At 58.6% G+C, this 14,822-nt stretch carries 12 protein-coding genes; 7 read left to right on the top strand and 5 right to left on the bottom strand.

Annotated elements, in window-relative coordinates:
* The first annotated feature begins 204 nt into the window (after positions 1–204).
* The 7 genes from dnaK to ACFP6B_RS01570 all read left to right on the top strand — a co-directional run bounded on the left by dnaK (position 205) and on the right by ACFP6B_RS01570 (position 7,964).
* Entirely contained in the window at positions 205–2,052 is a 1,848-nt protein-coding gene (gene dnaK / locus ACFP6B_RS01540) for a molecular chaperone DnaK (RefSeq protein ID WP_377125912.1), read from the top strand.
* Between the two features lie 2 nt (positions 2,053–2,054).
* The gene (locus tag ACFP6B_RS01545) at positions 2,055–2,660 is read left to right on the top strand and encodes a nucleotide exchange factor GrpE (RefSeq protein ID WP_377125915.1); all 606 of its coding nucleotides are present in this window, start codon (positions 2,055–2,057) and stop codon (positions 2,658–2,660) included.
* A 104-nt stretch (positions 2,661–2,764) separates the two neighbouring features.
* Positions 2,765–3,760, top strand: coding sequence for a DnaJ C-terminal domain-containing protein (locus ACFP6B_RS01550; RefSeq protein ID WP_377125918.1), 996 nt, complete (start codon positions 2,765–2,767; stop codon positions 3,758–3,760).
* Positions 3,761–3,762: 2 nt separating this feature from the next.
* Positions 3,763–4,188, top strand: a complete 426-nt coding sequence (locus tag ACFP6B_RS01555) for a heat shock protein transcriptional repressor HspR (RefSeq protein ID WP_237207531.1) — start codon at positions 3,763–3,765, stop codon at positions 4,186–4,188.
* Positions 4,189–4,403: 215 nt separating this feature from the next.
* A complete protein-coding gene (locus ACFP6B_RS01560; protein WP_377125923.1) occupies positions 4,404–5,147 on the top strand; it encodes a DUF2785 domain-containing protein in 744 nt (247 codons plus the stop codon).
* Between the two features lie 128 nt (positions 5,148–5,275).
* A complete protein-coding gene (locus ACFP6B_RS01565; RefSeq protein ID WP_377125926.1) occupies positions 5,276–6,361 on the top strand; it encodes an LLM class flavin-dependent oxidoreductase in 1,086 nt (361 codons plus the stop codon).
* Positions 6,362–6,512: 151 nt separating this feature from the next.
* Positions 6,513–7,964 carry an alanine/glycine:cation symporter family protein gene (locus ACFP6B_RS01570; RefSeq protein WP_377125929.1) on the top strand — a complete coding sequence of 484 codons (1,452 nt, stop codon included), beginning with the start codon at positions 6,513–6,515 and terminating at the stop codon, positions 7,962–7,964.
* Between the two features lie 91 nt (positions 7,965–8,055).
* Here the strand turns inward: ACFP6B_RS01570 and trmB are convergent, their stop codons facing one another.
* The 5 genes from trmB to ACFP6B_RS01595 all read right to left on the bottom strand — a co-directional run bounded on the left by trmB (position 8,056) and on the right by ACFP6B_RS01595 (position 14,649).
* A complete protein-coding gene (trmB, locus tag ACFP6B_RS01575; RefSeq protein WP_377125932.1) occupies positions 8,056–8,877 on the bottom strand; it encodes a tRNA (guanosine(46)-N7)-methyltransferase TrmB in 822 nt (273 codons plus the stop codon).
* A 153-nt stretch (positions 8,878–9,030) separates the two neighbouring features.
* Positions 9,031–9,684 carry a hypothetical protein gene (locus tag ACFP6B_RS01580; RefSeq protein ID WP_377125935.1) on the bottom strand — a complete coding sequence of 218 codons (654 nt, stop codon included), beginning with the start codon at positions 9,682–9,684 and terminating at the stop codon, positions 9,031–9,033.
* A gap of 18 nt (positions 9,685–9,702) precedes the next feature.
* On the bottom strand, positions 9,703–11,307 hold the full coding sequence (locus tag ACFP6B_RS01585) for a GMC oxidoreductase (RefSeq protein WP_377125938.1): 1,605 nt from the start codon (positions 11,305–11,307) through the stop codon (positions 9,703–9,705).
* A gap of 434 nt (positions 11,308–11,741) precedes the next feature.
* The gene (locus ACFP6B_RS01590) at positions 11,742–13,433 is read right to left on the bottom strand and encodes an alanine/glycine:cation symporter family protein (protein WP_377125941.1); all 1,692 of its coding nucleotides are present in this window, start codon (positions 13,431–13,433) and stop codon (positions 11,742–11,744) included.
* 127 nt (positions 13,434–13,560) lie between these two features.
* Complete coding sequence (locus tag ACFP6B_RS01595) at positions 13,561–14,649, bottom strand: hypothetical protein (protein WP_377125944.1); 1,089 nt, start codon at positions 14,647–14,649, stop codon at positions 13,561–13,563.
* Positions 14,650–14,822 lie beyond the last annotated feature (173 nt).

The following is a 14,822-nucleotide window of genomic DNA, read 5'->3' on the forward strand; positions in this document are numbered from 1 at the left end:
CTTGCCCTGCAAGGGCAGGGCGGGGGTCCATCCGCTCCCCACTAGCCTAAACTCGAACTGCGCAAAAAAGTTGAGTCTTTTTGACTCAACTCTGTTGACTTCTGCTCAAAACGTGGCAAACTAGATATCAAGACAAACGAGTTGAGCTCATGCGACTCAACTTGTTTGAAAGATGTACAGATAACCAAACCATAAGGAGTAAACATGTCACGTGCAGTAGGTATTGACCTCGGTACTACCAACTCAGTTGTATCAGTCCTCGAAGGTGGCGAGCCCACCGTCATTGCAAACGCAGAAGGCGCCCGCACCACCCCCTCCGTCGTAGCTTTCTCAAAGGATGGCGAAGTTCTGGTCGGCGACGTTGCAAAGCGTCAGGCAGTCACCAACGTTGACCGCACCATCGCTTCCGTCAAGCGCCACATGGGCACCAACTGGACCACCGACATCGACGGCAAGAAGTACACCGCCCAGGAAATCTCAGCCCGTATCCTCATGAAGCTCAAGGGTGACGCTGAAGCCTACCTGAACGATAAGGTCACCGACGCCGTCATCACCGTCCCCGCCTACTTCAACGACGCCGAACGTCAGGCCACCAAGGAAGCCGGCGAAATTGCGGGCCTCAACGTCCTGCGTATCGTCAACGAGCCCACCGCAGCAGCCCTGGCCTACGGCCTCGACAAGGGCAACGAAGACGAACTGATCCTGGTCTTCGACCTCGGCGGCGGTACCTTCGACGTCTCCCTGCTCGAAGTTGGCAAGGACGAAGACGGCTTCTCCACCATCCAGGTACGCGCAACCTCCGGCGACAACCGCCTGGGTGGCGACGACTGGGACCAGCGTATCGTCGACTGGCTGCTGGAGCAGGTCAAGTCCAAGACCGGTGCCGACCTCTCCAAGGACAAGATTGCCCTGCAGCGTCTGCGTGAAGCCGCAGAACAGGCCAAGAAGGAACTGTCTTCTGCAACCTCCACCAACATCTCCCTGCAGTACCTGTCTGTCACCCCTGAGGGTCCCATCCACCTGGATGAAAAGCTGACCCGCGCCAAGTTCCAGGACATGACCGTAGACCTGATCGAGCGCACCAAGAAGCCCTTCAACGACGTAATCGCTGAAGCTGGCGTCAAGGTTTCAGACATTGCCCACATCGTGCTGGTCGGTGGCTCAACCCGTATGCCTGCCGTCACTGAGGTCGTCAAAGAACTCTCCGGTGGTCGCGAGCCCAACAAGGGCGTCAACCCCGACGAGGTCGTTGCTATGGGTGCAGCCCTGCAGGCAGGTGTGCTGAAGGGTGAGCGCAAGGACGTTCTGCTCATCGACGTCACCCCCCTCTCCCTCGGCATCGAGACCAAGGGCGGCGTGATGACCAAGCTGATCGAGCGCAACACCGCGATCCCCACCAAGCGTTCCGAAACCTTCACCACCGCTGAAGACAACCAGCCCTCAGTATCGATCCAGGTCTTCCAGGGCGAGCGCGAGTTCACCCGCGACAACAAGAACCTGGGCACCTTCGAACTGACCGGCATCGCACCCGCCCCCCGCGGCGTCCCCCAGATCGAAGTTACCTTCGACATCGACGCCAACGGCATCGTGCACGTCTCAGCTAAGGACAAGGGCACCGGCACCGAGCAGTCCATGACCATCACCGGCGGTACCTCCCTCTCCAAGGAAGACATCGACCGCATGGTCAAGGACGCCGAGGCTCACGCCGAGCAGGACAAGGCCCGCCGCGAGGCCGCCGAGACCCGCAACGCTGCTGAGAACACCGCCTACTCCATCGAGAAGCTCATCAAGGACAACGGCGAGAAGCTGCCCGAGGACGTCAAGACCGAGGTTCAGGCCGACGTTGACGCCCTGAAGGCTGCCCTTGAAGGTGAAGACGATGACGCCGTCAAGGTTGCTTTCGAGAAGCTGCAGGCATCTCAGACCAAGCTGGGCGAGGCTCTCTACGCCCAGGCTCAGGCAGATGCAGCAGCCGGTGAAGGCGCCAAGGCTGAAGACGACGACGTCGTTGACGCCGAAGTAATCGATGAAGAAGACGAGAAGAAGAACTAATCATGGCTGAGAACACCAACGAGCCCGTCGACAACCAGCCCGAGGGTACCGACCCTCTGGAGGAAGCCTTCGCCGCCCCGGCTGCTGAAGGCCACCCCGAGCCCGAAGGTGTAGCTGCTGACGCTGCGGCAGATGAGGAATCTGCCGCAGCCGAGGCCGGCGAAAGTGCAGAGGCAGCTGAGAGCGCTGACGCGGCCCTGGCCGCCGAACGTCTTGAAGATCTGCGCCGCCTTCAGGCCGAGTTCACCAACTACAAGAACCGCACCGCCAAGGAAAAAGACCAGCTGCGCGACTTCGTCATCGCCGATCTGGTAGCAGCTCTGCTGCCCGTCATTGACGATATCGATGCCGCCCGCAAGCACGGCGACCTTGAAGAAGGCCCCTTCGCCGCCATCGCTAACAAGCTCGAAGAGACCCTAACCAAGCAGGGCCTAGAGCGCTTTGGCGAAGTCGGCGAACCCTTCAACCCCCAGGTTCACGAGGCTGTACTGCAGCAGCCGACCAGCGAGGTTGAGCCCGACTCAGTCTCCATGGTTCTTCGCAACGGTTACAAGGTGAAGGACCGCGTGGTCCGCACCGCCCAGGTAGCTGTTGCGGTAGCAGAATAAGGGACGCGGGCGGGCACCCGGCCTGATACGTCAGGCTAGGTGCCCGCCCCTTCTACCACCATCACCCCTAAAAGAGACACGATCTACCTCGGAAGGAGAGGCATATGGCGAGCGAAAACTGGCTCCATCAAGATTTTTATAAGGTACTAGGCGTAGCCGAGGATTCCTCCGAGGCAGATATCAAGAAGGCCTACCGCAAGCTGGCCCGCAAGTACCACCCCGACCAGAACCCCGGCGACGAGGCCGCTGAGATGAAGTTTAAGGAGGTCTCAGAAGCCTACGACGTACTCTCAGACCCCAAGCAGAAGGAAGAATACGACCAGATCCGTAAGTACGGCGCTGCCGGATTCGGCGGGGCTGGTGGCGGCTTCCCGGGTGGGTTCCCCGGTGGCGGCAACTTCAGCTACTCCACCAACAGTGGCGCTGGCGGCATCAACATTGAAGACCTGCTCGGCGGTATGTTCGGTGGCGGTGCCGGTTTCGGCGGGGCTGGACGTTCCACCGGTGGCTTCCCCGGTGGTGCGGGTGGCTTCCCCGGCGGCGGCTTCTCAGCCCCCAAGGGCGAGGACGCCACCACCAGCGCCCGCATTACTATCCAGCAGGCCTACGACGGCGCTGAGGTCTCGGTTTTCCGCCCCGGTGGCTCCCAGACCCAGGTGCGCCTGCCACGCGGCGTCAAGGACGGCCAGAAAATCCGTGCCCGCGGTAAGGGGCACCCCGGTGCTGGTGGGGCAGGGGACCTGATCGTCACCGTCCGCGTCGACTCCCACCCCGTCTTTGACCGCGAGGGTGATAACCTGCTCGTGCGTGTGCCCGTCACCCTGGAAGAAGCCGTCAAGGGCGGCGTGATTGAGGCCCCCACCCTCGATGGCGGGAGCGTCAAACTCCGCCTTGCTGCCGGGGCCCCGTCCGGCCGTAAGCTGCGTGCTAAGGGCCGCGGCTTCGTGACCAAGAAGGGCACCGGCGATATGCTGGTTATCCCCGAGGTGCAGCTGCCCACCAACCTCACACCCGAAGCCGAGGCAGCTCTCGACGCCTTCTTCGCGGTGGCACCCCAGGCCAACCCCCGTGAGGACCTGCTGAGGAAAGCTGGTGACTAAGAATGGCTCTCGAATCTGACCGCCCGGTCTTCGTTATCTCTGTAGCTGCCGAACTGGCCGGTATGCACCCGCAGACCCTGCGCCAGTACGACCGGCTAGGGCTGGTGCAGCCCCAGCGTGCACCGGGGCGGGCCCGCCGCTACTCCGAGCGCGACGTGCAGAAACTCCAGGAGATTCAGGAGCTTTCCCAGTCCGGCGTCTCCCTCGAGGGTATTAAGCGCATTATGCAACTCGAGAACCAGGTGGAGGCCCTGCGGGCCCGCATGGGCGAGCTGCAGGCTGAAAATGAGGCCCTGCGCAATCGCCTGCAGGAGAACTCTCGCATCTTTGCTGCCGGAACCTCAGGTGGGGCTGTGCACCTGGCCCGGGGCAAGCGTCCGGCGGCCCGCCAGACCTCCCAGGCTGTGGTGCTCTACCGGCCGCGCTAAACCCGACCCCTAGACCCTGACTGTAACGATGGTTGCCATCAGCGCGAAAGAGATTCGCGCGGATGGCAACCATTGCTACAGTAAAAATATGGCTGGAGAAGACTAGCGGGGCAGGTGTTTCTTTATATCCTTCGCTCTCGAGATGAAACTACATAGAATGTGAAAGTAGTTAGATAGCCGAAAGGGTGTCTGAGCAGAGTGGAGGAGAACCCCAGGTGGCGCATACTCTGAGCGAACTACTTACTGCAATGACTAGTCCTGACCCGACTGTAAGAGATGGTTGGGCTTACGAAGAACTGGCCCAGGGCATCCTCTCGGGACAGTGGGATTCATCTCTACCATACATACAAGCCACTGCGATAGGGTACCTCGAACACTCTCAAATTCAAGCAAGAGCGTTTGCCCCTCTGATTCTCCGTTGGACGATTCAAGCGGGGGCTCACAACCGTTCTGTCTTTGAAGCCTGCCGCCGCTGGTACCTCGGCGAGAAAGATACTCGCGGGTATGATTCCCAGCTGGGCTGGCTACACGCGATTGCTCACGGTGCCGATTGCCTAGCCGAATGTGCTTCTGCTGGTATCGCAACAGCCGATGAAGTCCTTGAGGTTCTGGCGCAAAGACTGGTTAGCTCCGATATCGCCTGGGTACAGCAGGAGGACGCCCGAGTTGTGCGGGCGGTAATAGTTGTTCTGCTGGGTTCTCCTGATACCCTTCCTGATGCTTGGTTTGAATGTCTGAACGATGCTGTAACAGTCTATGAGCAGCGAGCTGTGCAAGGGAGTGCACCTCCGGTGTGGGTCTCAAATCTGCAGTCAGTTTTAAGTCTTAGCTGTGTATGGGCTTCTGATCCTTTTATTGACGAGTTGATTCTGTCGCAAAACCAAAGAAAAGTAATCCAGCATGAGTCTCGGAAGCTTCTGGGTGTTCTGCTTCCTTGGTTCTTCCCGGAGTCTTCTTGAAAAGTATTGCTGGCGGATAGTTATTGAAAGGCACTGTATAGCCCCACAAAAAACTTTCGGAATAAAATAATCTGGGCTAGTGTTGAACTAACTGTAGATGAGAAAGCTGACACCGAAAGGAAACCCTCATGACCGACATCAACACCGCCCCCGACCTGCGCCCCAGCCTGCCCAGCGTCGATAACACAGCCTTCCAGATGGGTCTGGACACCTTCGGCGACACCACCGCCGACCTGGCAGGGAACCGCCTGCACCACGCCCAGGTCATCCGCAACGTCCTTGAGCAGGGCCAACTGGCCGACCGCGTCGGCGTCGACTTCTTCGGTATCGGTGAGCACCACCGTCCCGACTATGCCGTTAGCGCCCCCGACACCATCCTGGCGGGCCTGGCAACCTCCACAGAGCGCATCCACCTAGGTTCGGCCGTCACCGTCCTCTCCTCCGACGACCCCATCCGCGTCTACCAGCGCTTCGCCACCATCAACGCCCTCAGCAACGGCCGCGCCGAAGCTGTACTGGGCCGTGGCTCCTTCACCGAGTCCTTCCCCCTCTTCGGCTACAAACTTGAAGACTACAACTCCCTCTTTTCCGAGAAGTTCGACCTCTTCACTAAAATCATCACCCAAGAACCTCTCAATTGGAACCCCGGCAACCGCGAGCCCCTGGTCAACCAGGAGATCTACCCCAAGACCGAGGGTATTCTTAAGCACTGGCTGGCTGTTGGTGGCAGCCCTGAATCTGTTGCCCGCGCGGCCCAGTACAAGACCCCGCTCATGCTCGCTATCATCGGAGGCCCCGCTGAGCGCTTCAAGCCCTACACCGACCTCTACCGCCGGGCCAACGAACAGCTGGGCAACGGAACCCTGCCCATTGCCGTGCACTCACCCGGCCACATCGCCGACACCGACGAAGAGGCCCGCAAGCAGCTGCGCGAGCACTGGATTGCCAACCGTAATAAAATTGGCTCTGAACGCGGCTGGGGGCCGGCAGGGGAACGCGAATTTGAGCACGAAATTGAACACGGTGCCTTGTATGTAGGTTCGCCCGAAACCGTCGCGCAAAAAATTGCCGATACCGCTCAGAAGCTGGGAATCAACCGCTTTGATCTTAAGTTCTCCAACGGAGCTCTGGCCCACGAGCACTCCATGAGCTCGATTGAGCTCTACGGCACCAAGGTGATGCCGCGCGTCCGAGAACTGCTGGCAGGTCACTAAACCCCAGCTGGCGAGACCAAATAGGGTCTGTACCCTCCCCGGCGATATAGTAGAAGAGCGCCCCACCGGCCATGCGGCTTGGTGGGGCGCTCGTTTCATCACGCCCGTCGCACAGGTTCCCTCACCCAAGCGACGAATCCAAGGAAAACACATGACCGTCCAAGACATCTTGAGTGCGATCAGCTCCCTGATTTGGGGGCCCTTCGTCCTGATACCCCTGCTCCTCGGTACCGGTATCTACCTCACCATCCGGCTGGGCTTTATCCAGCTCACAAAACTAGCCGTCGCCAACCGGCTAGCCTTCCTCGAACGCAAGGACGAGGACGCCCCCGGCGGCGATATCTCCCAATTCCAGTCCCTCACCACCGCCCTGGCAGCCACCGTGGGCACCGGCAATATCGTGGGTGTTGCCACCGCAATTTCTATCGGCGGCCCCGGCGCCCTCTTCTGGATGTGGATCACCGCCCTCTTCGGTATGGCCTCCAAATACTCCGAGGCCTTCCTCGGCGTGCGCTACCGCACCACCGACGCCAAGGGGGAAATCTCCGGCGGCCCCCAGTACTACCTCCAGCGCGGTATTAAGGGCCCCCTGGGCAAATTCCTAGCCCTCTTCTTCGCGGTAGCTGCCGTGCTGGCGTCCTTCGGCATCGGCAATACCGCCCAGGGTAACTCCATTGCCCACAACCTCGAAGACACCTTCCACCTGCCCACCGGCCTGACCGGCATCGTCCTGGCCATCATCACCCTCTTTGTGCTGATGGGTGGCATTAAGTCCATCGGCAAGGTAACCGCCGGTTTTGTGCCGATTATGATCCTCTTCTACGTGGGCGGGGCTCTTTACATTCTGGGTGTTAACGCTGCGGCACTTCCAGCTGCCCTGGGGCAGATTTTTTCGGACGCCTTCACCGGTACCTCCGCCGTGGGCGGCTTTGCCGGGGCCTCCCTCATGTACGCCGTACAGTACGGTGTAGCCCGCGGTATTTTCTCCAACGAATCGGGTATGGGCTCTGCTGCCATTGCGGCAGCCGCTGCCCAGACCACCCACCCGGTCCGACAGGGGCTGGTCTCCATGACCCAGACCTTCATCGACACCATGATCGTGGTGACCTGCACCGGCCTGGTGCTGGTTGTCACCGGCATGTGGCAGGCAACCGACTCCACCGGCGAACAGATATCAGCCTCAGTGATGACCAGCCAGGCCTTTGCATCGGTGATTGGGCCCGCCGGTAGCTGGATCGTGACCATCGGCCTGGTGCTCTTTGCCTACTCCACTATTCTGGGCTGGGCCTACTACGGCGAACGCAATATCGAAAGGCTCTTTGGCCGCCGGGGCGTCACCCCCTACCGCCTTTTCTTCGCGGTCATCGTCTACTTCGGCTGCACCATGGAACTGACCGTAGCCTGGACCTTCTCAGACATCGCCAACGGACTCATGGCCATCCCCAACCTCATCGGTCTACTTATCATGTCGGGGCTAATCGTTCGAGAAACCAGGTACTACCTGGCCAACGATCCTAATCTCACCGCCTCCAAAACAGAGGTTGATACCTTTATGCAGGGGCACCCCGGAGCGGTTGATTCCTACGAGAAAACCGGTCAATAAGAAGACCTACACCGCATGCAAACAGGCGGATACCCGCAGCCACACATGCGTGACAGCGGGTATCCGCCTATCTTATCTACCTACCGTAGTTCTAGCGACGAATATAGGTTAGGTCGTGGGCGCGACGTCCGGCCTCACCTGCCTTGCGTTCGAAGCTGGTGACCACGCGTCCCTCCCAGCGGGGAGCCCAGCCGCCGACGGGGTCGTCCTCGCTGGTGTTCTCCCCGGCGTGGGCATTGGTGAAATCGGGGTGGGCATCGAGTACCTCGCGCATGACTAGGGCGTATTCCTCCCAGTCGGTAGCCAAACGCCAGGTACCGCCGGGCTTGAGCACCCGGGCTACCTTGTCGGCAAAGGCGGGGGAAACCAGACGACGCTTGTGGTGGCGGGCCTTGTGCCAGGGGTCGGGGAAGAAGACCCAGAGCTCATCCACCGAGGATTCTTCGAGCAAGTTATCAAGGAGCTCGGGCGCATTAGCCTGGGCCACGCGCACATTCTCAACCCCGGCCTGGCCCATCTTCAGCAGTAGGTCAGCGATGCCGGGGGTATAGACCTCAACAGCCAGGAAGTTAGCCTCGGGTACCTGGGCAGCCCGATTGACGATAGCCTCGCCCAGGCCGGAGCCGATTTCAACTACGAGAGGGGCGCCGGTGCGTCCATAGAGGGCCTGCTGATCAAAGACCGCGTCCTCAGCAACCGAGGTATCGCCGATGTTGCGGGGCAGGTCAAGCACGTGGGTGGGGGCGTAGGCGTCCCAGGCCTTCTGGCGGCGGGCGGTCAGACGGTCACCGCGGCGGACGAAGGAGTAGGGTTGGCGGTGGAACTGCTCAGGGACGGGGGCGGTCAAGTCTTCACCTGCCGCTGCACGCTCGGCCTTAGCCGCCAGATCCTGCTTCTGCTTATTGGTTTCCATAACTCTCCTTGCGAGGTTGAAACAGATAAACCGGCGTGCACGGAAACGCTAAGTGCCGCCGTTATAAAGAGGTTTTCATCATAGACAAAATGGGTGGGAGTAGCGCAATAGCTACTCTCACCCATTCGTCAGAGTCACTAGCTGGGTAACACCTTAGGCGGTAAAGCCGTTCACGGTGCCCATAAGCTCTGAAGTATCGTCGTAATCGCCTTCCATCTCGTCTACAACGGTGACAGCTACAAAGAGCTCGTAATCAACGTTAGCAAAGGGGCGAGTGACGTAATAACGCAAGGGAATCTCAACTGATTCTCCCGGGTTAAGGGTGCCCGAGTAAATCCAGCTATAGGTGGGGCCATTAGGAGTGCCCTGGCCGGTGTAATTGAAAACAACAAGCGGGTCAGTAGAGTTTACTTGGGTACCGGTGATAGCGGCGGAGTTAGCGTCAGAACCGGTATCTTTCATTTGGGTCAGAAGAGTACCAGTGGGGTTAACTGCAGGAACTGTGCCGACGTTCGTGATAGTCATGGTCTTGGGCAAAGAACCATAACTAGGTTTGGGATTGAAGAACGTGCTGGTGGGGTTTGCAATGGTTGTACCGGTTGCCCCCAGATAGATAGGGACGTCCTTAATCGGCTCAAAAGCTGACCAATCCATGCTGGGCTGGCCTAGCTCAATCGCCAGGTCAGTCAGGTTTGAGACGGGGGTGCTTGCGGCGTAGGCGGGGATAGCGGTGGTGGCCAGGACGGCGGGGGCCGCCCAGGCACCAGCCTTCAGTACGGTGCGGCGTTTGGGAGTGTGCGCAGTCATTGTGTGTGCTTTCTGTGTTTAGGCGAAACGGCCTGCTGCCAGCAGACGGTCCATGTTGCGTTCTGCGATAGCAGTAATGGTTACGAAGGGGTTAACACCAATCTTGCCAGGGATCAGGGAGCCGTCCATAACAAAGAGACCGGGAACACCCTTGACTTCACCGTTGAGGTCGGTGGTTTCGCCGATGACGGCACCGCCGAGGGGGTGGTAGGTGAAGTAGTCTGCGAAGGTCTTGCCGTCCTTGAAGAGGCCGGTGTTGTAGGAGGTGCCGCGGTTGGCAGCGTTGATCTTGTCCATGAAGGCCTTAGCAGCTGCAACACCGGGGGCTGCCTTGGTGGCGTCCCAGTCCAGGTCCATGGAACCGGTGGAAGCGTTCCAGGTGAACTTGCCCTTGTTGGGGTTGTTAGTGATGGCCAGGTAGAGGGCGATGCGCATTTCGATACCTGCGGGGAAGGGGGCCAGCTCAGCGAAGACCGAGTTGGTGGAATTGTCCCAGTTGGAGACGCCCATGGCGGGGATACCGGACTGGTAGGTACCGGTTGCGGTACCAACGCTGCGGGCAACCATGATGTTGCCGTTGGGGCCCCAGTTGGTACCAAGGGTCGCGGGCAGGTTCTTGATGGTGCCGAAGTTCTTGGCCTGCAGGAGCAGGCGGTTGGTACCGACGGAACCGGCGGCCATGATGACGCGGTCGTAGACCTTCTTGGTGGTGCTGACCAGGTTGCCCTTGAAGTCGATGGTCTTCAGGTCGAGAGTAAAGGTGCCATCGGCCTGCTGGGTAATGGAGGTTACCTCGGTCATGGCGGTCAGGTTGACCTTGCCGGTTGCGAAGGCGGTGGCAAGGATGGTCTTGGGCAGGGACTTCTTGCCGTAGTCGTTACCGAAGATAACCTGGCCGCCGAGCGCGGACTTAGCTACGCGGGCAAAGTTTTCCTGGCGCATGTAGTCCCAGTCGTACACGTTGGGGACGAACTGGTGCTTAAAGCCGGCCTTAGCTGCCTGGGAGGCTGATACGCGTGAGAACTGGTACCACTTGGAGGTGCCTACGATATCGGTGGGGGGTGCTGCGACGCCCAGGTTGGCGTTGGCGCGGGGGAAGTAGGTTGCGTACATTTCCGCAGCGTCGAGCTGGGGGAGAACCTGCTGGAAGTAGGACTGAATAGGGGTAACGGCCATGCCGCCGTTAGCGAGGGAGCCACCGCCGACACCCTTACCGACGTAGACCTTCATGTTAGCGAAGCGCTCAACGCCGAGTACGCCAGCTGCGCGGCCGATGGGTCGGTTGACGAAGTCCATGCCTGCGATGCTTGAGAGGGGCATGTCGGTGCGGTCTTCGAACCACATGGAGCGCTCGGTGGGGGAGGTCATCTGGTCAAACTTGTAGCCGTTTGACTTGGCTGCCATGTTTTCCCAGTCTGCACCCATCTCGATCATGTCGACGGTGTAGCCCTTTTCGGTCAGGGCGCGGGCGGCTACAGCGCCGCCGTAGCCGGAGCCGATGATAGCGATACGCTTCTGGCCGTTGGCGTGGGCGTTAGTGGTGGTTGCTGCGGTCAGAGCGGACGCGGCGGATGCAGCTGCGGTCAGCTTCAGGGCTGAGCGACGGTTTGGGGTAAATGACATGGGTGTGTCCTCTTCTAAGTACAGGTGCGAAACCGAGTGGGTGGTGCTCGTAAGCCTTGGGGGAGACCGCGAGAGCTTTGTGGGCTATTTCGTGAGTATTCTACGGAATATTTTCAGAATGCGAAAAGTCCTGTCCCCACTTTAGCGGTATTTTGGGTGCGCTTACGTCGCACGATGTAGGGGTAGGAGGGTCTATTACGTTCTTCTGTGCTGGAAAATTTATCGCCAGGAGCAGACGGCGTCGCAGTCCTGTCTAAATATGAAAGACATATAAAGAGGTGGGATGGTTTCCATATTTTTTCAAAAAGAAGTAATGCTTGATGAATCAAGGGAAATTTAAAAAGACAGCCTTTGGGTGCGCGGCTCCTTGCTCTTATTTTTAAAAACCATCTGTACTACTTCATGAGTCAAACTTGTGTGATGGATACGAAAAATTATTTTGAGCTGCTGGCCGAGTCGTCGATGGCTCGCGGGTCGGTGGGGGTGCCAAAAGTGGGCTTTGCCTGCTGAATGATGGGCAGAGACCCGGTCTGTAGGGGGATGCTGCCGGTGTTGACCTCTTCGAGGGTGACGTCGTAGACCTGGGGCTGGGAGCTCTGGGCTGCCTCGTCAGCAATCATTTTTTCGGTAATTACTTTGAGGCTGGTGGTATCGGGGTGCTCTAGAACCGGGTTCTTCTGGGAGAGGTCAACCTCGTGGTCAATTTGGGCGTCCAGGCCGCCGAGGTGACCGTACATGAAGCTGTCAATGTTATCGACCGTTGCTTCAAAGTTGGGGTCGTGGGTGAGGTACTTCTTGGTTTCGCGGGCTACAAGACCAGAGAGTAGTAGTAGGCCGATGAGGTTGGGGATGGCCATCAGGCCGTTCATGATATCTGAGAAGGTGAAAACCAGAGTGAGCGGGGCGATGGCGCCAAGCCCACAGGCCAGGGCAAAAATCATGCGATAGCTAACGATAGCCTTGGCGCCACCACCGAGTGACTCTAGGGCGCGTTCGCCGTAGTAGGACCAGCCGAGCACGGTGGAGTAGCCCAGGAGTGCCAGGCAGAAGGTGACGACGTAGCCGCCCCAATCACCGGGCAGGCCGGTGGCAAAAGCAATGGATGTTGATGTGGCCGGGTCATCGCCCCGCCAGGCGCCCGTTGTGAGCAGGATGAACCCCGTCATTGAAATCACCACGATGGTGTCGACAAAGGTCTGGGTCATGGAGGCTAGCCCCTGGCGGACGGGGTGGGACGTGGTTGCTACCGCTGCGGGGATAGCTGCTGTTCCCATACCCGACTCGTTGGAGAATAGTGAGCGCTGGGCGCCGACCTGCAGGGCAAAGATCATTCCGGCGCCGACGGCTCCACCGAGGGCGCCCTCGCCGGTAAAGGCGCCTCGTATAATCATGGCAAAGGCCTCTGGGAGCATGTGGGCGTTGATGGCCACGATATAGGCTCCAAATCCCAGGTAGAGCAGAATCATGAGGGGTACGCAAAGGGCTGTGACCTTTGAGACGGTTTTGATGCCGCCGAGCAGGGCTGCTGCAGTTCCTAGGGTAAGGACGCCCGCGGTGAGGTAGGGCGGAATGTTGAAGGAGTGCTCTAGGTTAGCTGAGATGGCGTTTGCCTGGGTCATGTTTCCGATGCCGAAGCAGGCGAAGACGCAGCAGATGGCAAACATGGTGGCGAGGAATTTTCCGAAGCGGTTGGGGATGCCTCGCTGCAGGTAGGCCTGCGGGCCGCCGGTAAGTTCGCCCATTTTGTCCCGGTGGCGGAAGCGGACGCCGAGGAAGCATTCGGCGTATTTTGAGGCCATGCCAAAAATCGCGGTGACCCACATCCAGAAGAGAGCTCCGGGGCCACCGATGCTGAGGGAGAGGGCTACGCCAACGATGTTGCCGGTGCCTACGGTGGCGCCTAGGGCTGTGCTCATGGCCTGGAAGGAAGATATTTCGCCTTTGGCTCCTTCTTGTCGAGAGCGGCGTCCGAACTGCAGGCTCATGGCCTTGGTGAAGAGTCTGAGCTGGATAAGACCCAGGCGGACGGTGAGGAAGATGCCGGTGCCAATCAGCAGGGGTAGGAGGAGGAAGGGGCCCCAGATGAAGCTGCTGGCTGTGTCGAGTGCTTCTTGCAGGGTGCCCACGGGTCTATCCTTTTCCTTCTCTGTGGTCTAGCTCTCGTTAACCTATCATGCGCGTGGCTAGATTCTGGTTGATAGGTGCAATATGACGGCACCCAGCAGGAAAGTACTGGGTGCCGTTAATGATGGTTTATGAGTAGCGGGCCATATTGCGCTGATTGCTAGAAACGCCTACTGCATTAGTTACCTTAAGGCTGTAGAAGATGCCATTGCTGTGGGAGCTGCTAAGGGGGAAAGTAATCTTAATGAGATTGTCGCTAATGATTTCAAACGGCACTTCAACATCGTTCCACGTAACTGAAGTGGTCGTGGTGAATCCGCTACCCGATAGATGGAACTCATTGTTAGCTGCTGAAACCCTGAAGCTGTTGGTTTCGCTACCGTCTTTAAGGCGGTACCACTCGGCGAGGTGGGGTACATATTCAACGGGCTGCGGTGCAGCAGGTAGCCCTGAGGTGTAATCAGCAGATATAGCATCGACGCTAGAGGTACAGTTACCAGAATCATCGAAGTAGAAATTCATGGTGAAGCAGCAGGAACTTCCGCCCTTCGTCTTTAGCCTGTCGGCTTCGGTCAACCCCTTGATATACATGAGCGAAAAGGGAAGAGAAATCTGTCGGATGAGGTTTTCTGGGCCAACAACGGGGGTGCAGGCGCTTCCTGAATACTGCAAATCTGCATGGATAGTCCAGGTGCCCCCTACTCCCGCATTGGTAACGGGTGAGCAGCCTGTAGGGGTTCCTGCCGTAATAGTTCCTATATGGCGGGCGCCGGTGCGGTCGTATATAACAACCTCATTGATAGCGGTGGGCATTTTAAAGCCGCCATCTACATCCGGTACACAGGTGGTTTTACCGCAACCTGGAATGAAATAGGCTCCTGTGGTCATAATTGCATTGCCTTTGTCATCGACCTTGGGCTTGCCGTCAGGGCCGTATACCGGAACTGGCTTGATACGCCCGGTGCTAAAGGAGAATAGAATCGAGCTTCCGTCTTGGTGTAAAGGAGCCAGGAAGCTTCCCGAATTGTAGTAGCTGCTTACGCTGATGGAACTTACACCGCCAACAAGCTGTTCAGTGAGATCGTGAAGGGTGGTGGGGCAGACAAAGTAGTCGTCGGTAGATGTTGACGCTGCGTAAGCTGGAACCAGTGTAGTTGTTGCGATTGCGGGGGCGGCCCAGGCTGCACCTTTAACAAGAGAGCGGCGTGTTGTTGACATAGGGGTCCTTTCGAGATGAGGTGGGGGAGTCGCATCAGCTTAAAAGGGCGCTACCAAGAGGCCATACCGCTCTGTATGGTGTGGGGGCTATGAGAGATGGTGTGGTTCTTGGAGCCTAGAAAATTTTCGCTATTGCGGCCAAAGTCTCTTTGAGGCTCTAGAAGACGAGTCTA

Source organism: Rothia nasimurium (assembly GCF_042660305.1).
GTDB classification, from domain to species: domain Bacteria; phylum Actinomycetota; class Actinomycetes; order Actinomycetales; family Micrococcaceae; genus Rothia; species Rothia nasimurium.